27 protein-coding genes and 1 other annotated feature are annotated in these 24,385 nt (G+C 38.5%); of the genes, 6 read left to right on the top strand and 21 right to left on the bottom strand.

What is annotated here, in order from left to right; translation table 11 throughout:
- Nucleotides 1-140: 140 nt before the first annotated feature.
- Nucleotides 141-1,565: a S1C family serine protease gene (locus tag CWR48_RS14615; protein ID WP_115774061.1), complete on the top strand. Its 1,425-nt coding sequence runs from the start codon at nucleotides 141-143 to the stop codon at nucleotides 1,563-1,565.
- Between the two features lie 64 nt (nucleotides 1,566-1,629).
- On the opposite strand, the gene CWR48_RS14610 is transcribed toward CWR48_RS14615, so the two are convergent.
- Both CWR48_RS14610 and CWR48_RS14605 read right to left on the bottom strand, forming a co-directional pair.
- Nucleotides 1,630-2,289, bottom strand: coding sequence for a TraR/DksA C4-type zinc finger protein (locus CWR48_RS14610; RefSeq protein WP_115774059.1), 660 nt, complete (start codon nucleotides 2,287-2,289; stop codon nucleotides 1,630-1,632).
- Nucleotides 2,290-2,454: 165 nt separating this feature from the next.
- The gene (locus CWR48_RS14605) at nucleotides 2,455-2,901 is read right to left on the bottom strand and encodes a GNAT family N-acetyltransferase (protein WP_115774057.1); all 447 of its coding nucleotides are present in this window, start codon (nucleotides 2,899-2,901) and stop codon (nucleotides 2,455-2,457) included.
- Nucleotides 2,902-3,393: 492 nt separating this feature from the next.
- On the opposite strand from CWR48_RS14605, the gene CWR48_RS14600 reads away from it, so the two are divergent.
- Nucleotides 3,394-4,266, top strand: coding sequence for an NAD(P)-dependent oxidoreductase (locus CWR48_RS14600; protein ID WP_115774055.1), 873 nt, complete (start codon nucleotides 3,394-3,396; stop codon nucleotides 4,264-4,266).
- Between the two features lie 34 nt (nucleotides 4,267-4,300).
- Here the strand turns inward: CWR48_RS14600 and CWR48_RS14595 are convergent, their stop codons facing one another.
- Complete coding sequence (locus CWR48_RS14595) at nucleotides 4,301-4,600, bottom strand: hypothetical protein (protein ID WP_115774053.1); 300 nt, start codon at nucleotides 4,598-4,600, stop codon at nucleotides 4,301-4,303.
- 90 nt (nucleotides 4,601-4,690) lie between these two features.
- Nucleotides 4,691-4,888, bottom strand: a complete 198-nt coding sequence (gene cspD, locus CWR48_RS14590) for a cold-shock protein CspD (RefSeq protein ID WP_010651786.1) — start codon at nucleotides 4,886-4,888, stop codon at nucleotides 4,691-4,693.
- A gap of 396 nt (nucleotides 4,889-5,284) precedes the next feature.
- Here cspD and trhO point away from each other — a divergent pair, with 396 nt between their 5' ends.
- A complete protein-coding gene (gene trhO / locus CWR48_RS14585) occupies nucleotides 5,285-6,256 on the top strand; it encodes an oxygen-dependent tRNA uridine(34) hydroxylase TrhO (protein WP_115774051.1) in 972 nt (323 codons plus the stop codon).
- Nucleotides 6,257-6,375: 119 nt separating this feature from the next.
- Here the strand turns inward: trhO and CWR48_RS14580 are convergent, their stop codons facing one another.
- On the bottom strand, nucleotides 6,376-6,669 hold the full coding sequence (locus CWR48_RS14580; RefSeq protein ID WP_115774049.1) for a hypothetical protein: 294 nt from the start codon (nucleotides 6,667-6,669) through the stop codon (nucleotides 6,376-6,378).
- A gap of 296 nt (nucleotides 6,670-6,965) precedes the next feature.
- Between CWR48_RS14580 and CWR48_RS14575 the strand changes: the two genes are divergently transcribed.
- Nucleotides 6,966-7,445, top strand: coding sequence for a glutathione peroxidase (locus tag CWR48_RS14575; RefSeq protein ID WP_115774047.1), 480 nt, complete (start codon nucleotides 6,966-6,968; stop codon nucleotides 7,443-7,445).
- Nucleotides 7,446-7,492: 47 nt separating this feature from the next.
- Here the strand turns inward: CWR48_RS14575 and CWR48_RS14570 are convergent, their stop codons facing one another.
- From CWR48_RS14570 to CWR48_RS14530, 9 genes are all read right to left on the bottom strand, one after another.
- Nucleotides 7,493-8,215, bottom strand: a complete 723-nt coding sequence (locus CWR48_RS14570; protein WP_115774045.1) for an amino acid ABC transporter ATP-binding protein — start codon at nucleotides 8,213-8,215, stop codon at nucleotides 7,493-7,495.
- Entirely contained in the window at nucleotides 8,208-8,867 is a 660-nt protein-coding gene (locus CWR48_RS14565) for an amino acid ABC transporter permease (RefSeq protein ID WP_115774043.1), read from the bottom strand. Before CWR48_RS14565 ends, CWR48_RS14570 begins: the two co-directional genes overlap by 8 nt.
- A gap of 33 nt (nucleotides 8,868-8,900) precedes the next feature.
- Nucleotides 8,901-9,680 (bottom strand): ABC transporter substrate-binding protein, encoded by a 780-nt coding sequence (locus CWR48_RS14560; RefSeq protein ID WP_115774041.1) that lies wholly within the window; start codon nucleotides 9,678-9,680, stop codon nucleotides 8,901-8,903.
- A gap of 11 nt (nucleotides 9,681-9,691) precedes the next feature.
- Nucleotides 9,692-10,855: a M20 family metallopeptidase gene (locus CWR48_RS14555; protein WP_115774039.1), complete on the bottom strand. Its 1,164-nt coding sequence runs from the start codon at nucleotides 10,853-10,855 to the stop codon at nucleotides 9,692-9,694.
- 259 nt (nucleotides 10,856-11,114) lie between these two features.
- Entirely contained in the window at nucleotides 11,115-12,554 is a 1,440-nt protein-coding gene (gene proS, locus CWR48_RS14550) for a proline--tRNA ligase (protein ID WP_115774112.1), read from the bottom strand.
- Nucleotides 12,555-12,610: 56 nt separating this feature from the next.
- Nucleotides 12,611-12,834, bottom strand: a binding site (T-box leader).
- An 86-nt stretch (nucleotides 12,835-12,920) separates the two neighbouring features.
- The gene (locus CWR48_RS14545; protein WP_147294893.1) at nucleotides 12,921-13,796 is read right to left on the bottom strand and encodes a permease prefix domain 1-containing protein; all 876 of its coding nucleotides are present in this window, start codon (nucleotides 13,794-13,796) and stop codon (nucleotides 12,921-12,923) included.
- Nucleotides 13,796-14,131: a PadR family transcriptional regulator gene (locus CWR48_RS14540; protein WP_115774035.1), complete on the bottom strand. Its 336-nt coding sequence runs from the start codon at nucleotides 14,129-14,131 to the stop codon at nucleotides 13,796-13,798. Before CWR48_RS14540 ends, CWR48_RS14545 begins: the two co-directional genes overlap by 1 nt.
- 212 nt (nucleotides 14,132-14,343) lie before the next feature.
- Nucleotides 14,344-15,078, bottom strand: coding sequence for an ABC transporter permease (locus CWR48_RS14535; protein ID WP_115774033.1), 735 nt, complete (start codon nucleotides 15,076-15,078; stop codon nucleotides 14,344-14,346).
- A gap of 1 nt (nucleotide 15,079) precedes the next feature.
- Nucleotides 15,080-15,982, bottom strand: a complete 903-nt coding sequence (locus CWR48_RS14530; RefSeq protein WP_115774031.1) for an ABC transporter ATP-binding protein — start codon at nucleotides 15,980-15,982, stop codon at nucleotides 15,080-15,082.
- A 200-nt stretch (nucleotides 15,983-16,182) separates the two neighbouring features.
- Between CWR48_RS14530 and CWR48_RS14525 the strand changes: the two genes are divergently transcribed.
- The gene (locus CWR48_RS14525) at nucleotides 16,183-16,791 is read left to right on the top strand and encodes an ArsR/SmtB family transcription factor (RefSeq protein ID WP_115774029.1); all 609 of its coding nucleotides are present in this window, start codon (nucleotides 16,183-16,185) and stop codon (nucleotides 16,789-16,791) included.
- Nucleotides 16,792-16,817: 26 nt separating this feature from the next.
- The gene (locus CWR48_RS14520; protein WP_115774027.1) at nucleotides 16,818-18,092 is read left to right on the top strand and encodes an MFS transporter; all 1,275 of its coding nucleotides are present in this window, start codon (nucleotides 16,818-16,820) and stop codon (nucleotides 18,090-18,092) included.
- A gap of 58 nt (nucleotides 18,093-18,150) precedes the next feature.
- Here the strand turns inward: CWR48_RS14520 and CWR48_RS14515 are convergent, their stop codons facing one another.
- From CWR48_RS14515 to CWR48_RS14485, 7 genes are all read right to left on the bottom strand, one after another.
- Nucleotides 18,151-18,702 (bottom strand): cysteine hydrolase family protein, encoded by a 552-nt coding sequence (locus CWR48_RS14515; protein WP_115774025.1) that lies wholly within the window; start codon nucleotides 18,700-18,702, stop codon nucleotides 18,151-18,153.
- On the bottom strand, nucleotides 18,680-19,537 hold the full coding sequence (thiD, locus tag CWR48_RS14510; RefSeq protein ID WP_115774023.1) for a bifunctional hydroxymethylpyrimidine kinase/phosphomethylpyrimidine kinase: 858 nt from the start codon (nucleotides 19,535-19,537) through the stop codon (nucleotides 18,680-18,682). Before thiD ends, CWR48_RS14515 begins: the two co-directional genes overlap by 23 nt.
- 389 nt (nucleotides 19,538-19,926) lie before the next feature.
- A complete protein-coding gene (locus CWR48_RS14505) occupies nucleotides 19,927-20,412 on the bottom strand; it encodes a DUF456 domain-containing protein (RefSeq protein ID WP_115774111.1) in 486 nt (161 codons plus the stop codon).
- 21 nt (nucleotides 20,413-20,433) lie between these two features.
- The gene (locus tag CWR48_RS14500) at nucleotides 20,434-21,057 is read right to left on the bottom strand and encodes a glycerol-3-phosphate acyltransferase (RefSeq protein WP_115774022.1); all 624 of its coding nucleotides are present in this window, start codon (nucleotides 21,055-21,057) and stop codon (nucleotides 20,434-20,436) included.
- A 17-nt stretch (nucleotides 21,058-21,074) separates the two neighbouring features.
- The gene (locus CWR48_RS21090) at nucleotides 21,075-22,526 is read right to left on the bottom strand and encodes an ABC transporter ATP-binding protein (protein WP_115774020.1); all 1,452 of its coding nucleotides are present in this window, start codon (nucleotides 22,524-22,526) and stop codon (nucleotides 21,075-21,077) included.
- Between the two features lie 12 nt (nucleotides 22,527-22,538).
- On the bottom strand, nucleotides 22,539-23,375 hold the full coding sequence (locus tag CWR48_RS14490; RefSeq protein ID WP_115774018.1) for an ABC transporter permease: 837 nt from the start codon (nucleotides 23,373-23,375) through the stop codon (nucleotides 22,539-22,541).
- Nucleotides 23,375-24,364 carry an ABC transporter permease gene (locus CWR48_RS14485; protein ID WP_115774017.1) on the bottom strand — a complete coding sequence of 330 codons (990 nt, stop codon included), beginning with the start codon at nucleotides 24,362-24,364 and terminating at the stop codon, nucleotides 23,375-23,377. The genes CWR48_RS14490 and CWR48_RS14485 overlap by 1 nt, the downstream gene beginning before the upstream one ends.
- Nucleotides 24,365-24,385 lie beyond the last annotated feature (21 nt).

Raw genomic sequence — 24,385 nt, 5'->3', positions numbered from 1 at the left:
TCTATTTTTACATATATTAGCGCAAATTTACATGATTTCGCATAATTACACATTTATTCCACAATTTTTCCAAATCTATCCCTATGAACGTGTCTATAATAAAAGTATACATTAATAATAAACGTAAAGGGTGATGCATTATGGAAAATAACAATGATAAAAAATCCCAATCACAAGAATCTACCCTAGATAATCGTAAACACGACGAAAGTAATACAACTCCAGTAGATTCAGAATATCAAGATAGCAGGCAGAATACACGGGAAGAATCAGCAGCAACAGATGATTTCCAAGATAATCCATATTGGAGTGACGAACAACCAACAAGTGCGGCTTCAAGTGAAGAAGAAGAGAGTAATCAAGAGCAGATGCAAACGCAGCAACCGACGAACAAGCAGCCAAAACAGAAGAAAACATGGATTAGCGCCTTATTTGGCGGTATTGTTGGTGGGATTATTTCAGCAATCATTATTTCCCTATTGTTTACAAATAATCTGATGCCAAATGATAATGGCAAGCAAATCAATCAAACAGCTCAAAGTGATGACAGTCCAAAGGTTATCGAAACGTTAGCCTCAGATGATGCAAACGTCTCGACTAATATCGAGGAAGTTTCAAATGCTGTTGTTGGTGTTTCCAACATGCAGCAACAAAGTGTTTGGACTGAAAGTAAGGAAGCTGGAACAGGATCAGGAATCATTTACAAGAAGGAAAACGGCAAAGCATACATCGTAACAAACCAACATGTTGTTGACGGTGCAGAGCAAGTGGAAGTCGTACTGAATGAAGATCAACGACTTTCAGCAAAAGTATTAGGTGAAGATAAATTAACTGACTTAGCTGTACTCGAAGTCGATGGTGCGAATATTGATACGGTCGCAAGTATCGGCTCTTCCAATGATTTACAGGTTGGCGAAACCGTACTAGCTATCGGAAATCCACTTGGAATGGACTTTGCTAACTCTGTAACAAAGGGTATTATTAGTGGTTTAAACCGATCTGTAACGGTCGACACCAATGGGGATAGCCAACCTGACTGGGTAACAGAAGTATTACAAACCGACGCTGCAATTAACCCTGGTAACAGTGGTGGTGCACTCGTAAATGGTAACGGAGAAGTAATTGGAATTAACTCCATGAAGATTGCAGAAAGCGCAGTTGAAGGAATCGGCTTTGCAATTCCGATCGATAGTGCCTTACCAATTATCCAACAACTGGAAACAAACGGTGAAATCGCAAGACCACAAATTGGTATCTCAACAGCTTCATTAAGTCAAGTACCACCAGAATATCGCTATGAAATTAGCCTACCAGAAAATGTAGCAGGCGGAATGGTCATTGCAAATGTTCAAACAGGCTCCCCTGCAGATGAAGCAGGCCTACAACAATTTGATGTTATTACAAAAATAAATGGACAAGAAGTTACATCTATTTTAGAACTACGAAAATACTTGTATTCAGAAACAAACGTAGGTGATTCCATCGATATTGAATATATACGTGACGGTCAAGTTCAGAGTACAACCTTAGTACTCCAAGAAGCAGTACAACAGGAAGCAGCGTAGTCTGCCAAAAGATAATGACGATAAAAAGCACTCCTTCTAAAATAGAAAGGGGTGCTTTTTCCTGTCATTCTTCATATTTTCTAAAATTCGCTGTTACACCGCTGTACTTCCCATCGATATCTGCTGAAACAAAATTCTCTAAATCCTCCACTGCTCCAATATTCTCATCACTATTCGGATACATCTCATCATAATTCAGATGGTCACCAAAGAAATCGGATGCCGTTTCCGATGTTCCATACCTGCTTACGTCTTGCCAGGCATCCTCCGCATCATAGCCTGTCTGATCTTCATCCACTACCTCTGCTGCGTTAATATTAGGTGAAAAGATCTGTTCCTCAATCGGTCGGTTATGATCAAAAATATTCGCATTCGCATGCTGGATACATTTTTCCGCCGTTGGAACTGCAAATAAGCGCTGATAAGGAATATCGCCCCCACATGTACTACATATTCCATATGTGCCTGCATCAATTGCATAGAGGGCTTCATTTATCTCCTCTAGCTCCTTCTCTGCATGCTCATTTAAGGCAACGTCTTTACCTCTTTCAAATAACTCCGTACCTAAATCTCCAGGATGGTTGTCATAATTGGATAGCTCGCCAACGGACTCCTGTGCCGATTCGAGTGTTAGTCCAAAATGGTCCTGAACATGATTGATTAGTTCCGTTTGTCGTTCCATTAAAATAGCTTTACATTGGTATAGTTGTTCTTTCGTGATCATTAAGCAACAGCCTCCAATTTGCGTTATCTTAGAAAACCTGATTGTCACCAAGCTTTTAAGTGATAGCCTTCGTCGCACTGATGCAGTGAGAAAGCGTTGATACTTTCTTAGCTGCCAATTAACGATTCTTAACTATACTATGTGTAACTACAATCGAATGATTCTTTAATTACGACTCCAAATCATGTCAATATGGGGAATTCCATCCTCTAAATAAATCTCAGATATAGGACGGAATCCAAAAGAAGTATAAAATGCTTCCAAACGGCTTTGCGCCTGGATTCTAATTGCTTCTCCATTCCATTCGTTTTCAATATAACGAATTGCTTGATTAAGTAACTGACGAGCATAGCCATGCCTTCTATATTTCTCCACTACAAGCACACGCCCAATAGAAACCTCATCATATTTCGTATGTTTTGGCAAAATCCGCAAATATGCAGCGAGCTCACCATTTATTCTTAATTCATAATGGATTGAAGTCTGATCATAATCATCTAATTCAGGATAGGCACAGCGCTGTTCAACAACAAACACATCTACCCTTGCCTTTAATATTTGATATAATTCAGTAGGTATTAATTCTGAGAACTTTTTTATTTGCCATTCCATTCATCTCAATCCCCTTTTCAATTTGCTCATTTTATGCGGTATTTCGCTGTTTAGATTAAGTGCGGACTAGTTTTGCGCTTAAGGCTCTCAAGCCAGTCGCTCCAGAAATACCCTTCGCGCACATTAGGGGAGCTGGTGAGCCTACTTGTGCTGTCGCACTTCGTAGTCTCACCTAAGCTCTTCTTCCCGCAGGAGTCTTCGGGTATTTCTTCCGCTGGAATTACAAAAAATCACTAATGAAAGAGTGGCTTACCACTTAAGACGATCTTAATTGAAGTAAAACAATGTAGCCTTTTGAGCAATTTCAATTTCTCTAAAGATCTGAAAACAAAATTGTCACTAGTTCGCACTTTACATCAACTCATAATTTTTTCAGCCATTTGATAATAACTAAAATATTCCAGAGAACAGTCTTGTGAATTTACTATAGCATGAAAGAGGTTTTTCTATCGGTAATGTCGAATAATAGAAGAAGAAGGGAGAATCAGTGTAATGATTACAAAAGAGGCAAAAATTGGGTTTATTGGTACTGGTGTGATGGGGAAAAGTATGGCGAGGAACTTACATACAGCTGGATATTCAATCAATGTATATACACGAACAAAAGAAAAAGCAGAAGAATTAATTAGCCTAGGTGCGAACTGGAAAGAAACAGTGGCCGAATTAGCACAGAATTCCGATGTGATTATTACGATGGTCGGCTATCCCTCCGATGTTGAAGAAGTATACTTTGGAGAAAAGGGTATTTTGGAAAATGCGGAAAAAGGTACATATATCATTGATATGACAACCTCTAAACCATCACTAGCTAAAGATATCTATCAGGCCGCAAGTGAAAAGGGAATATTTTCTCTGGATGCACCTGTTTCCGGTGGTGACATTGGCGCGCAAAATGGTACATTAGCGATTATGGTCGGTGGCGATCAGCAAGCATTTGATGGACTGCAGCCAATCTTTACCGTACTTGGTGAAAATATCATTTTACAGGGCGGACCTGGCACAGGGCAGCATACGAAATTAGCGAATCAAATTACAATCGCCTCGAATATGATTGGTGTCTGTGAAGCAATCGTCTACGCCAAAAAAGCAGGCCTTAATTCCGAACGCGTCCTAGATAGTATTTCAACAGGTGCTGCAGGAAGTTTCTCTTTATCAAACCTCGGACCGCGAATGCTAAAAGGAGATTTCGCACCAGGATTTTATGTAAAGCATTTTATTAAGGATATGACCATTGCCTTGGAATCTGCTGAGGAAATTGGACTAACGACACCAGGATTGTCTCTGTCACTGAAGCTTTACCGTGAACTTGCCGAAAAAGGTGATAATGATAGTGGAACCCAGGCATTAATTAAGTTGTTCGATTGATAGAATGAAATTATGACAAAAAGCGAGGAGCACATTACTTTCCTCGCTTTTCGATTGCCGCTTGAACTACAAAGGCTAAATCATCATTACCAAAAAGCTGCAATACGTTTAATACCGTTTGATCGGATATTTCCTCTGCTTCGTTTTTCGGTACTGCTTGTTCAATTGTTTCTAGTAACACATTGTTTTTCAGTTGACCTGGATATGCTTCTTCATAAAGCACAGCAGGGTCCAAATCATGATTCACACACCACTGCACAAAAATTAATATCATCATTTTCTCGTCATTTTTATAGTTTTCGACTACCCGTTTCTCAAATTCCTCTTTGTTCATTGCACCCACCTACTTTTTATTATTACAATTATTATACTCTACAAAAAAAGGTTTATCTCACGGATGAGATAAACCTTTTCAAATCATCTATTATAAGCGAGTTACGTTAGCTGCTTGTGGTCCACGGTTACCTTCAACGATTTCAAATTCAACTTCTTGACCTTCTTCAAGAGTTTTGAAACCATCAGCTTGGATTGCTGAGAAATGTACGAATACATCGTCTCCGTCTTCGCGTTCGATAAAACCGAAACCTTTTTCTGCATTAAACCATTTTACTTTACCAGTCATGTAAATGACCTCCTTATACAATATGCTGCAAAGTAATTGAATCATAAATACTTTTACACCACTTGGATAAGAGATCGTAAAGTATTATTCAAACTCCAATTTCCTTTTGCACTTTATATGTTACCCCTTTTCCTATATAAATGCAAGCGTTTTAAGCAATTCTTTCAGAAAATTTGTTCCTACATTTTCCTTGTTTTTTCGACATATTTTTGTCGAATAAAGAACTTGTTAAATATGCCATTTTTCGCAGGAAAAATGACGTGAAAATGAATTTTCACTATGAAATGTGGATAACAGGGTAAAAACATGATAAAATATTATCTTGCAAGATAAAGTGAATACCCGACTACCAACCATTTGTATCTTGCAAATATAAATGAATAGGTGGTAAATAAAATGGAAACTACTACAAATTATCAAGTATTATTGTACTACAATTATGTACACATTGAAGATCCTGAAGCATTCGCTTTAGTGCATCTTAAATTTTGTAAGGAATTAGAATTGAAAGGGCGTATTTTAGTCGCTCATGAAGGAATTAATGGCACTGTTTCTGGAACAATTGAACAAACGAATAAGTATATGGATGCGATGCATAATGATCCACGCTTTGCTGACATGGTATTTAAAGTTGACGCACATGATGGACACGCATTTAAGAAGATGCATGTACGTCCGCGTAAAGAATTAGTAACCCTTCGCCTGGAAGATGATATTAATCCTTTAGAAACAACTGGGGAATACTTAGAGCCAAAAGAATTTTACAAAGCAATGCAAGATGAAAACACAATTGTCTTAGATGCTCGTAATGACTATGAATTTGACTTAGGTCATTTCCGTGGCGCTGTTCGTCCTGACATTGAAACATTCCGTGAATTACCGAATTGGGTCCGCGATAATAAAGAACTCCTAGATGGCAAGCGAGTGTTAACTTATTGCACCGGCGGAATCCGTTGTGAGAAGTTCTCAGGCTGGTTAGTGAAGGAAGGATTTGAAGATGTCGGTCAATTACATGGCGGAATCGTAACTTACGGGAAGGATCCTGAAGTTCAAGGCGAATTATGGGACGGTCAATTATACGTATTCGATGAACGTATTTCAGTTCCAGTCAATCGTAAGGAACACGTTGTAGTCGGCGTGGACTATTTCGATGGCGAACCTTGTGAACGCTATGCAAATTGCGCAAATCCTGAGTGTAATCGACAAATGCTTTGCTCAGAAGAAAACGAGCATAAACATTTACGCGGATGTTCGCATGAATGCCGTGTAACTCCACGTAATTTATACGTGCAAGAGCATAATCTATCTATTGAAGAAGTAGAAGCTCGCCTTGCAGTACTTGGCGAAACTTTAAAACAGAAAGCATAATAAGCTATAGATAATTCAAATCTCCTACGAAATGATGAATAATTTCGCAGGAGATTTTTTGTTGATTTGCAAATTCAGCTAAAGTCTACGTTAATTAATTCAATGCATCTTGAGTTTGTCTAAACTGAACCAGATTTTATTCTTTTTCTATTCTTAAAAGCAAGCCACGTTGTTTTTAATGAAGAATAAGTTCCTACTGCAGCTGCTCCATAAAAAGCCCCCATAAAAAAACCAGCCCACAAATCGCCTCTATGGCTAATAAAAATGGAAATTATAAATCCAATAATACTTGCGATAGTCGGAAAAAATTGACGAGGAATAGGGAATAGTTTAAAGCATTGCGTTAACAACACGACAGCTGGTACTGCAATAACACCATCCCAGAAATTTGTATGAATAATTGGGAATTCCAAGTTATCCCTCCTTTTTCCTGTTATTATGTCCTATAACGAATAACATTATGACCATTTCTAATACGTTCTATGGCCATGCACTCGACATCTGAATCAATATTTTGACTTATCCCTCCACTGTTGTTACTCTCTTTTATAAAGTGAAACTTCATTCAGTGGGGGTTTTCTTCATCCCCACTGGATGTTAGTTGATTTTGACTTTCTGTTGATCCCCCACTTACAATTCTTGATTTTCCTCAAATTTTTGTAGTGGGGTCTTACAGCCAGTTAATTCGGGATAAAGGGAGATGGATAAAATGAGCGTTTATGATTATTCAGTGAAAACAATGAACGGTAAGGAAAAGTCACTAGCTGACTATAATGGGAAAGTTTTACTTATCGTGAATACTGCGAGTGAATGTGGATTTACCCCACAATTCGAAGGCCTGCAAAGCTTATATGAAAAATACAAGGGGCAGGATTTTGTTGTATTAGGGTTCCCTTGCAATCAATTTGGAAATCAAGATCCTGGAACAAATGAAGATATTGCAAGCTTTTGCCAAGCAAATTATGGGGTTAGCTTCCCTATATTTAGTAAAATTGATGTAAAGGGCGAGAACGCCGATCCTTTATTCACCTATCTGACACAGGAAGCAAAAGGATTGATTACAGAGCAAATCAAGTGGAATTTCACGAAATTCTTAATCAATAAAGACGGAAAAGTAGTCGACCGTTTTGCACCACAAACGAAGCCTGAATCGATTGAAAAGGATATTGAATGCTTGCTCGGGGCTTAACAAAAATAAAAGCCATTCATTTTAAATTGATGAATGGCTTTTGTTCATTATAATACTTTAGCTAGGAAGTCCTGTGCACGCTCAGTTTTCGGATGTTCAAAAAATTCCTGTGGATTCCCTTCTTCTACTAGCATCCCATCTGCTAAAAACAGCACCCTATCTGCCACTTCTTTAGCAAAGTTCATTTCATGTGTAACGATTACCATTGTCATTCCTGTATCGACTAAGTCCTTCATTACATCAAGCACTTCTTTTACCATCTCTGGGTCTAGCGCGGATGTCGGTTCATCGAATAACATAATTTCCGGCTCCATTGCTAATGCCCTAGCGATAGCTACGCGCTGTTTCTGCCCACCAGATAAGCGATTTGGATAGGCAGCCACCTTGTCTGTTAACCCTACTTTATCCAATAATTTTTTGGCAGTCGATTCTGCTTCTGCCTTTGATAATTTTTTTACCTTTTGGGGTGCATATGCGACATTTTCCAACACAGTCATATGCGGAAATAGATGAAAATGCTGAAATACCATGCCGATATTTCTCCGGATAGCTAGTTTATCTACTTTTTTATCTGTAATTTTCTTATCATTTATAAAGATATTTCCCGATGTCGGCTCTTCTAAAAGATTGAGACATCTTAGAAATGTTGATTTGCCAGATCCAGATGGACCGATGATTGCAACAACTTGGCCTTGCTTAATTATTGTTGAAATATCTTTTAATACCGTGTTTGCTCCAAAGTCTTTAGTAATATTCATTGCTTTAATCACTTTGTCTTAACCTCCGCTCTGCAGCCTGCCCAAGTTTTGTTAGAATGAATACCATTACCCAGTAAATCGCCCCAACAAATAGTAGCGGCTCGAAATTACGATAAATGTCTGCTCCAACAATTTGCGCCCGACGCATCAAGTCCAGATAACCAATCGTCGATACAATTGCAGATTCCTTTGTTAGGGTAATGAATTCATTCATTAATGCTGGCAAAATATTCTTCACTGCCTGTGGCAAGATGATATTTTGCATCATTGGCCTGTATGATACACCTAATGCTTCAGCAGCCTCGATCTGCCCCCTGTCTACTGCCATAATACCTGCCCGAATAATCTCGGAGACATATGCAGCGGAGTTAAGTCCAAATGCCAGGATTGCTGATACAAATGGCTCAATGTCATATCCTGTTAATTGTGGAATCGCAAAATAAATAATCATTAATTGTAATATTAACGGTGTTCCTCGAAAAATCGAGGTATACACATTGGCAATTCCTTTTAAAAATTTACTCTTCGTTATTTTAAATAATGCTAAAATAATTCCTAATATCAACCCGACTAATATCGATACAAATACAAATCCTAGCGTAACCCATATTCCTTCTATCATAAAAGGAATATAAGGCACAATTTGGCTAAAATCCAAATTCATGCCTTAGCACCTCATTTCTCTAGCTTTCAATTTTTATTCTGCTAATTCCCATTTATCCCTTAACTCTTGAATCTTTCCACTTGCTTCTAGTTCTTCAAGAACACCATTCACATCTGCTACAAGCTCACTTCCCTTAGGAAAGGCAATCGCCATCCCTGGTGAACTAGTAGTTGGATCATCAAAGCCGATTAATCCTTGCGCTTCCATATAGCCTGAAGCAACTTCTTTATCCATATAAGCAACATCAATTCGATTCGAGTTAATTTCTTGAATTAGAATTCCCGCATTATCTACTTTTTTCACTTCAAAACCGTATTCCTTACTAAGCTCGTCTGCACCTTCTTCTTGGATTGTTCCAAGCTGTACCCCTACGACTTTTCCTTTTAATGATTCAAGACCTTCAATCGTTGAATCTGGTTTTGTGATGAACATTTCTCCCGAACGATGATATTCCGTAGAGAAGTCAACATTTTTCTTACGTTTTTCATCTGCACTCATTCCAGCCAACACCATGTCAACACGATTGGATTGCAGTGCACCAACTAATCCATCAAATTTCATGTCTTCAATTTTAAGTTCATAGCCGAGTTCTTCCGCAATTAAATTCGCTAGGTCAATGTCAAAGCCTTCGAAGTTTCCTTTTGTATCACGCGATTCAAATGGCGGGAAATCGGCTGATGTCGCCATTTTTAATACTTTCTTATCTCCTTCACTTGCATTTGAATTAGTTCCTCCATTATTCGTTGATCCACATGCTGCAAGTACTGCAACCATAAATGCTAACACTAATAATTTACTAAAAGATGATTTCATTGTTCTCTCTCCTATTTTTTCGAATTTGAAAATTCTTCCTGAATGGTTTTTAGTAGTTTAGGATCTGTTATTACATCGTATCCCGTTTGTGCTAATGCTAATGCACCGCTAACTAGTGCTTCATGTCCATCAGCTGTAATCGTCTTGTCTGCAAATTCAGTAGTATGGGCAATCAATCCAGGTTGATTTAGACTAATATATGGATGAATTGCTGGCACAACCTGACTTACATTCCCCATATCAATTGAACCTAGACTTTGTTTCGCTGGATGGATTGGTTCAGTACTTACTTCACCTAAATTCGCTGTAAAAGCTTTTGATAATGCTTCATTCGTAATCATATTGTCATAGCTCAGCTCATAATTTGAAATATCCAAAGTTGCACCTGTCATTAGTGCAGCCCCTTCTGCAATATTATTTACCTTTTTAACAACCTCATTCAAATATGCACGATTCTTTGCGCGAATATAAAATTGTGCTACCGCTTTGTCAGGGACAACATTCGCAGCTTGGCCGCCTTCAGCAATAATTCCATGGATTCGTACATCTGATGTTACATGCTGGCGGATTGCATTAATCCCATTAAATAATTGAATCACACTATCTAAAGCATTGATTCCTTCTTCTGGTGCTGCCGCGGCATGTGCGGTTTTTCCACTGTATGCATATTGGATAGCATCCATCGCTAGTGATTCTCCACTTTGATACGATTGATCTCCTGGATGCACAATCATTGCAACATCAATATCGTTGAAGATTCCTTCTGCACTCATCGGTACTTTTGCGCCATTTGTTTCTTCGGCAGGTGTACCGAAAACAATGACAGATCCACCAATCTCATCAATCACTTTGCTTAAAGCAATCCCTGCACCAACGCTCATCGTACCAATTAAGTTATGTCCACAGCCATGTCCAACACCAGGTAGTGCATCATATTCCGCTAAATATGCAATCGCTGGGCCAGGCTTGTTGCTTTTATATTCTGCTCTAAATGCTGTCGATCTATTTACAATTCCAGTTTCTATATTAAAGTTATGTTCTTTTAGAAAGTTAGTTAGAAGTTTCATAGATTCATATTCCTGATCCCCTAATTCGGGATGCTCATATAAATGATCACTCATTTTCCAAAGCTGCTGCTGGATGACCTCTAGCTCGCTTTGTAATTTGTTCTTCATGATGTTTCCTCCACCGTTTTACATATTTATTAGTTTGTATGTATATTTATATCATATAAGTGTATATTTATGCAATAGGTTTTATGAAAATAATTTTTGTATTAATAAAGTGAAACTTCATTAAGTGGGGTCTTACAGCCAGATAATTCGGGAAAAATTGCGCTGTTTAATCAAGGCAACATGTTGGAAAATGCGATAATCGACAATAATAGCAACTCCATACAAAAACGAGCATTCCCAAGAATGCTCGTTTTTTCTATTAATATGCTTTAGCCCAGATTACTAATTCTTTAGCTTCCTTACCACAACATACACATGTATTTGAAACTTCCTCTTGTTCAAACGGAATACAACGTGAGGTTGCTGTTGTTTCTTCCTTAATTTGTTCTTCACAAGCTAAGTCGCCACACCACATCGCCTTGATGAAGCCGCCATTTTCTTCAAGGGTTTGTTTGAATTCACCCATATTCGTTGCAATTGATGTCTTTTCATTGCGATGTGCAAGTGCTTTGTTGAATAAATTCGTTTGAATTTCCTCCAATAATGCTGGAAGACGACTTTCTAACTCATTAAGTGCAACAAATTCCTTCTCACCTGTGTCACGGCGAACAAGGACAACCTGCTCATTCTCAATGTCTTTTGGTCCCATTTCAATTCGAACTGGAATACCTTTCATTTCATATTCATTGAATTTCCAGCCTGGCATCTTATCACTCGCATCGATATCAACCCGAACAAGATTCTTCAATTGATCGCGAAGCTCATATGCTTTATCCAATACACCTTCTTTATGCTGTGCAATCGGTACGATCATTGCTTGTGTTGGTGCAATTCTTGGTGGAATCACTAATCCGCGATTATCGCCATGTACCATAATTAATGCACCCATAATTCTTGTAGAAAGTCCCCAAGATGTTTGATTGACAAATTGGCTTTCGCCATTTTCATCTAAATACGTAATATCGAATGCTTCCGCAAATCCTGTACCAAAATGATGGGATGTTCCAGATTGCAATGCTTTTCCATCATGCATCAAGCTTTCGATTGTTAATGTATATTTTGCACCAGCAAATTTTTCTTTATCGGTTTTGCGGCCTTTTATTACTGGAATTGCAAGGTAGTTTTCGACAAGATCAACATATACACCTAACATTTTATCCGTTTCAGCTGCTGCATCGGCATCTGTCGCATGTGCCGTATGACCTTCCTGCCAGTGGAACTCAGATGAACGTAAGAATGGACGTGTTGTTTTTTCCCATCTTACAACGTTTGCCCACTGGTTATAAAGCATTGGCAGGTCACGGTAAGAATGAATATTTTTTGAATAATAATCACAGAAAAGCACTTCTGATGTTGGACGAACTGCAATTCGCTCTGCCAATTCTTCCTCACCACCATGAGTTACCCAAGCAACCTCTGGTGCAAAACCAACGACATGGTCTTTCTCCTTTTGCAGTAAGCTTTCAGGAATAAATAATGGAAAAGCAACATTAGAATGTCCTGTTTCCTTGATCTTACGGTCTAGTTCATCACGAATATTTTCCCAGATTGCAAAACCATATGGCTTTATAATCATTGTTCCGCGTACTTGTCCATAATCCACTAATTCCGCTTGCTTCACAACATCGGTATACCATTGTGCGAAATCATCTTCCATTGCCGTGATTTTTTCAACAAACTGCTTGTTCTTCTTACCCAAGCTAAACACCTCTTTATAATAAATTATTTTTAAACGCAAAAAATCCCCGTATCCAAAAAAGGGACCGAGGTCTGGTGGTACCACCCTTGTTTGCAAAGGAGAATACCCCTGCACACTTCACTTGATAACGGTCATAAACCGCGCACATCTTATAGCATTCTTGCCCTTCCGATGGCGAACTCAGGAGCAGGTTCTAATTTATGTCTTTGGAAATTCCCAGCAACCATTTCCTCTCTTAGAAAGACAAGTAAATTATACTAATCCCCATCAATGTTTCCTATATCATTCTTAATATATATGGATGTTTTTATAAAGTCAAGGTTTGACTTGCAATAAGCCTTGCCGCTTATTGACAAGGCCCTATTCTTATGAACTTTTTCTCATATAGTATGCGAGCAGGAACATCATCACAGCAAGTGCGACGACTAGTGGAATCCAGCTGTAGATCCACAGTTTCAAAATAAGTAGGAAAATAAATGCACCAATTGCTAAAATCCAAATTGCAGCTGTCATTATCCCAAATGTTTGAGCATTCCCTGAAGCTTCAAAGTTCTTTGCCCATTCATTATGCTTTTCAGCCTCTTTTAAAACCCAAGCTTTACGATAGTCTGCTTCCGTAATCATCAAGAATCCAAGCACACCTATACTTGGTAAAGCAAATGGGATTAAAACTGCAAGTGCACCTTCTAATGATTTAGCTTCTCCGAAAACTAACATCGGCACAAGCAGCGCACCGAATATCAAAACAAATGTAGCAATGGCGTAAATAGTAGCACGTAATGGTCGCATCGGATTCCGTGTTGCTGTTTCCTGTGTTAAGCCCATATAGACAAACCCTGCTAATGGAGCGGCCAAGAACACCATCAATACACCGATTAAAGCTTCAACCTTTCCAGATCCAAGATAGCTTAAACCAGCAGTAATCATTCCAAATGCGACAAGGACACCTAAAACGGTATAAATAGCGGCTTGTTTCTTTGTAACAAAGCTACGTAATGACATATATTGGATTTCAAACACTTCCTTCTTTTTTGCTAAACTCATTTCTTCAGCAATTTTATTAATGTCTGCAAACTCTGTCTTAATTTCCTTTAAAGCTTTGTCGCGATTCAAACCAGATGCCTCTAAACTCTGCAGGCGATCCTCGAGATTTGTTAATAATTCTTCCTTAAAATCAATAAGTTCCGGTGATTCCTCATATTTTCCAAATGCGTTATTAATAAATTCTTTTAAATCCATCATTATTCCTCCATAAATAGCCGTTCCAAAATTTTTCTTGTAAATTCATAATCTTTAAGTTTCTGCTGATACAATTCCCGCCCTTTTTCCGTGATACGATAATACTTTCTGCGGCCACCTTGCGTCTCATTTCCCCAATATGATTCAATAAAAGCCTCTTTTTCCAAACGTTTGTAGCTGGAATAAAGTGTCGTTTCCTTTAGCTCATATAAATTTTCCGTCTTCTGCAAGACACGATTATAAATTTCAAATCCATAGCGGTCACGATCCAATAAACTAGCTAAAACAATTGTATCGGTGTGTCCTCTCAAAATATCACTTGATAATTGTCCATCCATGCCATTCACCATCTCTTTTTGCTAATCATACTACTACGACTGTCGTATATAATAATATTTTTTAAGGTGGGAAATTTCTTTACCCCACCATATCTAAGCATAATTGTATATCGTATTACTACGACTGTCAAGTATAAATTTTAAGGCTTACTGATGATAAGCCTTTACTACAGGAACATTCGTTTAGCGTGTCCCCTAACTCAATATTTCATTCAATTTTCCTGCTTTCCCCTTATATAGGTTGCAAGCAGCATAAACACAATTAAATAACCAATTAATATTAGAAAACTTCTCCAATCAGGGACATTTCCAAGGATAATTTCCCACGCACCACTTGCAAAATGATATGATGGTAGCCATTCAGCAACTTTTTGGAGAAAATCAGGGAATATCCGGATTGGCATCCACATTCCACCTAAACTAGCCAATGCTAAATAGATAATGTTACTTACACCGCCAGCAGTCTCAACTTTTTTCATTGTTCCTATCAATGAACCTATGGCTAAGAAAGGGATAGAAGCTATGAGTATCCATAATCCAGAGAATAACCATTGGTCGATTGTAAGTGAAACCCCGTTGATGAGAAACCCTGCGATAAAGACAATGATAATCGAAAGTAGATGCATGGTGAGCTGACCGAACATTTTTGCTGTAAAGTATGCCCAGGAAGGGAATGGAGTAAGCTTCATGAATGTAGACCAGCCTTCCGTTTGCTCCTGTACCATACGAATGCCGAAGTTCATAATAGCAGAACCCATTACACTAAACGTTGTCATCGACATTAAATAATACGCCTGCCACTCACCTTGATCTGGTACACCTGTGTTGACGATATTCGTGAATATAAAATAGAATAAAATCGGCATAAATAATGTCCAAAAAACAAAATAAGGATTGCGAAAAATCCGGATCATTTCAAACTTGCATTGCGTCATAATTGCATTCATATTATATTGTCTCCTTTCTTTCAGCTGTTAAATTTTCAAACACTTCCTCTAAGCGGCCATTTTCAATTGATATATTTTTTGCATCTACTTTGTTGCGGAAAATTTCAGTCAAGACTGCATCTGTATCATTCGTTACGACGAAAATCCGTCCATCCTTTTCATAGCATCTGATTACTTGATCAAAGGATTGCAGCAATGCAAAAACTTCTTTGTCATTTGTTTGGAAGGACACACTCCGAGTAGCGATGTTGTGTTTGATTTCATCGGGGTTCCCATCTGCAACGATTTCCCCATTATTAAAAAGAATAATTCGTTCAGAAAAATCATCTGCTTCCTGAAGATAATGCGTTGTAAAAATAACTGTTTTCCCTTGTAATTTCAACGTGGCAACTTTCTCCCAAAAATTCCTTCTAGCCGTTATATCAAGTCCAACAGTTGGTTCATCAAAAAAGATCAAATCTGGGTCTCCAGCGAGCGCCAGAGCAAATCCTAATCTTCTTCTTTGCCCGCCTGATAACTTACTTGCCCTTCTTTTTAATTCATCTGCATTAAATCCTGTTAATGATGTAAGTTCTTCCATTGAAAGAGGAGAGGTATAATAACTCCTGAACATCTCCATGATCTCGCGAACCTTTAGCATATCGATGACGCTAGTTTCTTGCAGCATTGCGCCAATTCTATTGCGTACCGTTATTTCTTTCGGATTTGTATCAAATACCTTCACCATCCCATCGCTCGGTTCCAGTAACCCTAGCATCATGGAAATAGTTGTAGTTTTCCCCGCACCATTTGGCCCTAAGATTGCTACAGTTGATCCTTTTTCAATGATAAACGAGACATCTTTTACAGCAGTTGTCTTTCCAAATTTTTTTGATACGTGTTCTAACTGCACTACATTTCCCATAGATCAAACCCCCATCGTTTGTTAGCTAATTTTATTTTAGCACATAAATTTCAAATAATTATTAATATTCCGTACTATCATCATATTTTAGGTAATTAGTTTTCATACAATTTCATATTTACTTTTCAATTTATAAGTGATATTATATTGTTAAATAAATTTGACCGTTTAAATTTATTTAACAAAGAGAGGATGAGAATATGAAACCAATTATGACGATTGAAACATATAATCAATTAAAAGCTTTAGGAGATCCACTACGAACGGATATGATGATGTATCTCTGTGAAGGTCCATATACAGGACAGCAGCTGTCAGAGACATTGAATATTCCTAGAGGGAAAATCCATTACCATTTAAAAGAACTGGAAAAGAACAATATCATCGAAATAGTAAAAAAAGAAGAGAAGAATGGGATCATGCAGAAGTTTTATCGCTCAGTTGCGAGTGGATTCACAATTTCTGATGAGTTATTGCCAATCCATGAGATAGATAAAACAAAGAGACAGATTTTTTACAGTATGATTGATCGTGCGAAACGTCGCGTTCAAACTGCTCCAAAACAAGCTTTTGAAAGGAAAGGCAATAGTGAAAATCCGGAAGATTGGGGTTATATGGCCGCAGCAATGGAGATTGAAGCTAGTGAAACACAATTTAAAAAATGGACTAAAAAATACTTTGCATTAATGGAAGAACTCGAGAAAATGGGTGAGGAATCAGATGAAGAAAAAAATATCTATTATTTCTTTAACCTAGGTTTCCAAGTAGAAGAATTTGCATTTAAAAAACGGGAGAAAAAATATTCCTGAGCAATTTTAGAAAAGGGGGAAAACGAATGGGGATACTAAAAAATAAGAACTTTTTATTCTTGCTTATTGGGAGAATTGTTACAAATATCGGGGACAGTATTTATTACGTTGCTGCAATGTGGCTCGTATACAGTCTAGGCGGAAATGCCTTTTATTCCGGTTTAGCCGGCTTTTTAACATTACTGCCTGTTTCTCTGCAATTTATTACCGGTCCATTCGTCGATCGCTGGCCCGTGAAACGAACACTTATTATTACACAGGTTTTGCAGGCGATTCTAATATTGATCATTCCAATTACATATTACTTTGATCTGTTAACCGTTCAAATCGTGCTGATTGTTATGCCGATTGTAGCTTTTATCGAACAGTTTGCCTATCCATCCCAAACAAAAGCATTGCCGCTTATTCTTCCAAAAGAAGATTTATTAAAAGGAAATTCCTATTTTTCCTTTGCCTACCAAGGGATTGATTTAGTATTTAATGCAATATCAGGAATTCTGGTGGCATTTGTAGGCGCTGTAGCCTTATTTCTTGCTGACTCTGTTACATTTGCTGCTGCAGCGATTCTTTTTAGTTTATTAAAACTCCCTTCCAAAACAGCAAAATCGTCCAATCAAAAAAAAGGACTAAAGCATGGAATGAAAGCATATTTTACTGAACTAAAAGAAGGATTTTCCATTGTATTTGGCTCACTGATGGCAACGTTTTTAATTGGCTCGATTGTTGCAAACTTTGCTATCGGCGGAGCGATGGCGATTCTTCCAGCTTTCGCTGATCATATGGGCGGATCAGAAATATATGGTTTCTACCTGGCAGCAATGTCTATGGGGGCACTTGTAGGCGCACTGCTAGCAAATCAGATGGGAAAATTCCGAATTGGACATTTTGTTATTCTCTCGTTCTTGTTTTCATCGCTTTGCTGGATATTTTCCTCCATCGTTCCGTGGACATTACTCGGCGTCCTATTATTCGGGATCGCTTGGATTCCAATCGGTGGAACAAATGTTATTTTTGCTGCTACTGTTCAAACCGTTGTCCCAAATCATGTTCTTGGAAGAGTAAATACAGTATCCGCAAGTATGGGGACGATTGCGATGCCAATTGGCTCTTTAGCCGGAGGATATTTTGCAAGCATTACAAACAGTACATTGATATTTGCAATAACGGGGCTCGGGTTAGCACTTCTATCGATCATTTGGTTCCTTCATCCGAGATTGCGTAGCCTGCCAAAAGCGAATGATTTATCACCCAAAACTTTCGGTTTAGAGTTCGCTGAGGAATTAGTGGATCAATCGAATTAATAGCAAAAGGCTTAGAAAAACTTTTCTCTAAGCCTTAATTTATTTTCCATGGCAATTCCTATCGAACCTCAGCACCTAAGGAATTCGCAAAATGCCCTAACGCCCAATCATGACCGGCTTGATTAAAGCTTGCTACTGCATCTTTATGAATGACAATTTTAAATCCTTTGTTATACGCATCAACAGCAGTATGTAACACACAAATATCTGTACATACACCGATAATATGAACTTCATCAATTCCTCGTTCACGGAGTTTAATTTCCAGGTCTGTACCGGCAAAAGCACTATAACGTGTTTTATCATAGTAATAAACATTTGAATTGTGCTTATTTTCCTCATAAACGTCCGCTAATTTACCATATAAATCTCTTCCAGGTGTACCTGCAATATTATGCGGGGGAAATAATGCTGTTTCCGGATGAAGCTCATCCCCTTCGTAATGGATATCGATTGCAAATGCAACGTAATCTCCTACCTCAATAAATTCCTTTGTTAAAGCAACAACTTTGTCCTCAATTTCCTGACCAGGTTTCCCTGCTGTAAGTGCTCCATCTTCTGCTACAAAATCATAGGTGTAATCAACATTAATTAAAGCGCGTTTTTCCATTATTTTCTCCCCCATTTATAATTATTTGATGTGCTTCCCCATATTTACGCTCTGCGGCATGATAGGTTGGACCAACAATTTCTGTATATGAAAAACCATGTTCAATTGCAGTGGTCACAAAACTTTTTGCAAGCTGGACCGCCTCACGTACAGGAACTCCCTTTGTTATATTTGCAGCAATTGCTGCGGAATAAGTACAGCCTGCCCCGCTCGTATTAACTGTATTAATCCTTGGTGCTTCATATGAAATTATATCTTCACCATCATATAGTACATCAACTGCTGGTCCTTCCAGTCTGCCGCCCTTTACTAGTACATACTTTGCACCAAGAGAATACAAATCGACTGCGGCCTGCTTCAGTTCCTCAACATTGCCGATGTCCCGATTCCCTAGCAGCACAGATGCTTCCGGTACGTTCGGTGTAATAATCGTCGCTAATGGAATAAGCAATCGCTTTAATGCTTCGATTGCATCGTCCTTCAAGAGCTTCGAATTCATTTTCCCAATCATAACCGGATCGACCACAATCGTTTGGACCTGAGCTTGTTTAATTAAGTTTGCAACCGTTTCAATAATTTCCTTAGAAAATAGCATTCCTGTTTTCAGCCCATCAACACCGACCTGATTGATTGCTGTTGCAAACTGTGCTTCAATTGCTTCTATTGTCTGGATATGAACATTTTTATTCGTCTCCGGATGTCTAGCAACAATTGCGGTCACAACACTCATACCATACACATCCAATTCTTGAAATGTTTTCAAATCCGCCTGAATCCCCGCACTACCTCCAGCCGCAGACCCTGCAATCGTCATGACACGTGATGGATAATTCATAATTAATGTTCCTTTCTTAGAGCATATTGAAAATTAATGTTCCTACAGGTTATTATGAAATGAATGATAGATCATTAGTTTTGGAAGTACAGTGCGAACTAATGATAATTTTAATTTAAGATCTAGATAGTAATTGTTGTTCACACATGAGTTTACATTCTAGAACTTCAATAAACATCAATTGTCAGTGGTAAGTTACTCTTTAATATCTGATTTTTAATAGCCCCAGCGGAAGAAATACACGAAGACTCCTGCGGGAAGAAGAGCCTAGGCGAGACTTCGCAGTGCGTCAGCACAAGAAGGCTCGCCAGCTCCCCGCGGAAAGCGAAGTGTATTTCTGGAGCGACTGGTCCGAGAGCCTTAAACACTAAACTAGTCCGCAGTTTATCTTAAAACAATACTACGACAAAAAACCAAATAATCATAATAACTTGAATCACCAATTTCGCAACTGTACCGCCTAAGAAGCCAAACAACGAGCCAATGGACGCTTTGAATGCCTCCGGCAATGATCGCTGCTGCAGCATTTCAATAATAAAGACAACAACGAAGGGTACAATGATAATTCCAAATGGCGGGATAATAAATGAACCAATGATTACAGCGATTGCTGCACCCCGTTCTCCCCATTTGCTTCCACCATATTTCTTTACAAAGTAGCTGTTAGCAATAATATCAGCTACAAATAGCCCGACAGTAAATACACCCATCGCAATCCAGAAAATTAGATTGAGCTCATTACTATTAATGAAAAATTGATAGAGCAAGAACCCAACCCATAATACGAGCACCCCAGGAATAATTGGATATATTAATCCAACAAAACTTAAAATGAATAGCAAAGCGATAATAATCCATATTAGAATTTCCACGATGTTATCCTCCAATCTTCAAACTTAAGACACTTTTTTCTTGAACATACTGGATAACTTTCTCTCTTCCTTATTTAAAATTCGCTTATAATTCTCTATATGTTTCATAATACTTAAGATGGATAGTAACATAACGACAATTGCTGGTTTCATCCCGAAGAATATATAAGTCGTAACAAGGAAGGATAAATACATGAATAAGACGCCAATAACTAAATAATCCGTTGCAAATGTAAATAGAAGTAATACTCCGATACCAATTACTGCGACTTTCCAATCAATTGCAAGCAATGCCCCGACAAGTGATGCTGTGCCTTTTCCCCCACTAAACTTCATCGTGACTGGATAATTATGGCCAATAATAACAAATAATGCTGTGATATAAACAAATAATATTTGGCTTTCATCAGCAATGCCGTTTTCTTTCAGAATAAATAATACGAGCAAGATTGCTAATGTCGCCTTAAATATATCGATAAGGGCAACTAAAATACCATACTTCCAGCCAAGTAAAATCGTTGTATTCGATGCTCCCGCATTTTTGACGCCTGCATTTTTTATATCAACCTTCTTATATTTCCCCACTAATTGCGAACCATGAATACAGCCGAATAGATAACCGATTATACTAGCAATCAGATAAAACATGTTTCCCCTCCCCTTAATTACAAATTCGTAATATCACCAAAGTTAATTATTCTGTCGCACACTTTATTTAAAAGCTTCCCATCATGGCTAATCACTAGCACACCTACATTTCTAGTTCTTGCATGATTAACAATCGTTTTCCAGAGATTTGCTTGTGTAATCGCATCAAGCATGGTTGTGATTTCGTCGGCGATAATGTATTTCACGTTGGGATGTAATGCACGGGCAACACAAAATCGTTGCAATTCCCCACCAGATAGCTCGCTAGGATAACGTGTTAGCCATTCATGCTTAATCCCTAGTTCTTCTAAAAGCTCTTTATCTAACATTCCACTTTCTACGAGCACCTTTTTCATTTGCCATCTTGGGTTTATCGCTTTCTCTGGATGCTGCCAGATGAGCTGGACAGGATTAATTCCAGAATGTTTCTTTGTCCTTCCATCTACTAATACATTCCCGGTTTCCGCTTCTCTATACCCAGCAATAATCTGCGCCATTGTCGTTTTTCCTGAGCCACTATAGCCATGTATGCCAATTACCTCGCCAGGAGTGACGACTAAATGTAGATTTTTAAAAAGATAGGGTCCCTTTTGATAGCGATAGCTAATTTTATCAACTTCTAGCCGCTCCTTTAGTGGTCTCGTATGATATTCCTCGACCATTAAAGGAACATCACCCCAGAAATCATTTTGCGGCAATGCATTCCATAATGCTTTTGTAAATGGATGCTTGAGCATTTCGCCATGCCCTGAGAAATCTGCTACATCCGCAGTTTCAACTGTTTCCCCTTGATTAAAGACTACTACCTTATCTGCAACTGTTAGCGCCGTATCAATATCATGTGTAATAAACATGACACCCTTTCCAGCTGTTGCAAGCTGCTTTATAATCGCAACTGTTTCATGCAATGCTTTCGGATCAAGTCCAGGTGTTGGTTCATCAGCAATGATTAAGTCTGCATCACTGACCATTGCCGTTGCCGCTAGAACTCGTCTTGCCATTCCTCCAGACAATTCAAATGGATATTTCTTCCCTGCTTCGATTGGTAACCCTACTTCACGGAAAATATTCTCCTGGATTGCTTGCTTATCCCCTTTACGAATAACAGCTTGTACTTGCTTTGCCGTCTTCATTAAAGGATCAAGTGCATTTACGGATTGAGGAATTAGCGAGATTTCCTTGCCTTGCAGCCGAACCTGTCTTTCACTTGTAAGCGGCATCCCTTTATAATTTAATATTCCCTCCTGAACGGCGTGATCTGGGAGAATTCCGAGTATCGCATTTGCAAGCAAACTTTTTCCAGAACCACTTGCACCGACAATCGCAACAATTTCTCCTTCATGAATACACATATTTAAATTACGTACAACTTGCAATTTAGTTTCACGTAACCCTTTTTTATAATGACGAAAAGAGAGGGAAAAATCCTTCACTTCTAATAATAGCTTATTGATTCCAATAATTTCCATAAATAAATTCCCTCACCCTTTCTGTCCGTGGAATGGATCAATTAGTTTCCGCATATTTTTTCCTAATATATCAAAGATGCCTACCATTATTAATAATGAGAGCCCTGGAAAAAATGCTAACCACCACATGCCAGTTGATAGATAGCGCATCGATTCTGATAAAACAATCCCAATTGCAGGCTGTTCGGTTGATAGCCCAAATCCGAGGAAGGTAATGGCTGCCTCATGTAAAATCGCATGAGGAAATAATAATACCATGCCAACAAATAGTTGGGGCAATAAGTGCGCGATTAAATGATGCCTTGCAATCCACCATCTACTTTTCCCTAATTGCCTTGATATACCAACATATTCTGCTGATTTTATTTGCAGCATTTCTCCTCGAAGTAATCTTGTCAGACTTGGCCAATGTGTAAGGGAAAGCCCAATTACAACACCTTTAAATCCACCACCAACAGCAAAGGAAATTAAGATTAGCAATACAAGATGCGGCACACTTAAGAACAAATCAATGAGCCATGTAATGAAAGCATCCATTCTTTTATTCCATGATGCGATTAAGCTGAAGGCTAATGCAATTAATGAGCTGAGAATTGCCGCAAGTAACCCTACTCCTAGGCTAATCGTTAGCCCTTTTAATGTACGTACTAGCATATCGCGTCCTAACCAGTCCGTTCCAAATGGGTGCGCTATCGATGGTGCTGTATTTTTCATATCCAAATGAATTGCTAGTTTATCATTCCCGATTAGGAAGCCACTGATAATGATTAAAAGCAGGAAAAGAATTGCTGCTACAATTTGTGCTATCGTGAGTTGTCTAAGATTTCCCCTTTTCATTATCCCCTTCATTAGAAATCCCCCTTTCTAATGCGTGGATCAATCACTTTATAAAGGGTATCCGCGATTAAATTCCCGAGAAATACGAAAATCGTCATGAATAAAACAATTCCTAATAACAGCGGAATATCTCCACCTAATCCAGCTTGTACTACTGCTTGACCTAGGCCAGGATATGAAAAAACCTGCTCGGCTAATACTGCTCCACCAAAGAGTTCGCCGAATGAAGCAAAGTGTAGAGAGATTGCAGGCAATGCAATATTCCGGACACCATGACGCCTAAATAATGTAAAGCCGTGCTCCCCTTTGGCATTAGCATAGAGAACATAATCGCTTTCAAGGACCTCAATTAGCTTTTGCCTCGTATGTAACGCAACATTTGCCACACTTACGATACTTAAAGTTAATGCAGGTAAGAATAAATGTCGCAAACGCTCAAATAAAGAAACATCACCTGCTAATACGCCTGCTGGTGTTCCTAGTCCAACTGGGAACCAGCCTAAGCTTACAGAGAAAATCATCACTAGCAATAGTCCTAACCAAAACGCTGGCGTCGATGCAAGGGTATAGCAATAGCCTTTGATGATTCGATCAATCCATGTTCCCTCCTTCATCCCAGCAATACTTCCAAGTAAAAAGCCAAAAAGGCCCGAGAACACCCAGGCCAATCCCATTAATGCTAATGAAGCGAGGAATCTCTCGGCTATAATAGTAGCAACTGGGCTGCGGTATAATAAGGAAGTACCTAAATCGCCCTGTAACAAATGACTTCCCCAATTCAAAAACTGCTGTACTTTCGACTCATTTAATCCCCAATATTCCGCGATATTCTCACGCTGCTCCGGACCTACCCTTGTCATATCTGCCCCTATATAGGACTGCACAGGATCAATCGGGGAGAGGCTAATAAGCGTAAAGGATAGAATGCTAACAGCGACTATTAATGTTATTAATTTACCTATTTTTTTTAGAATGTATAATGCAATTTGTTGATAGCGCAATTTTTCTCCCCTTTCTCACAG

The sequence above is a fragment of the Oceanobacillus arenosus genome (assembly GCF_003369575.1).
Classification (GTDB): Bacteria; Bacillota; Bacilli; order Bacillales; family Amphibacillaceae; genus Oceanobacillus; species Oceanobacillus arenosus.
The sequence above is the reverse complement of the archived record's forward strand: the minus strand, read 5'-3'. Positions and strand labels throughout refer to the sequence as shown.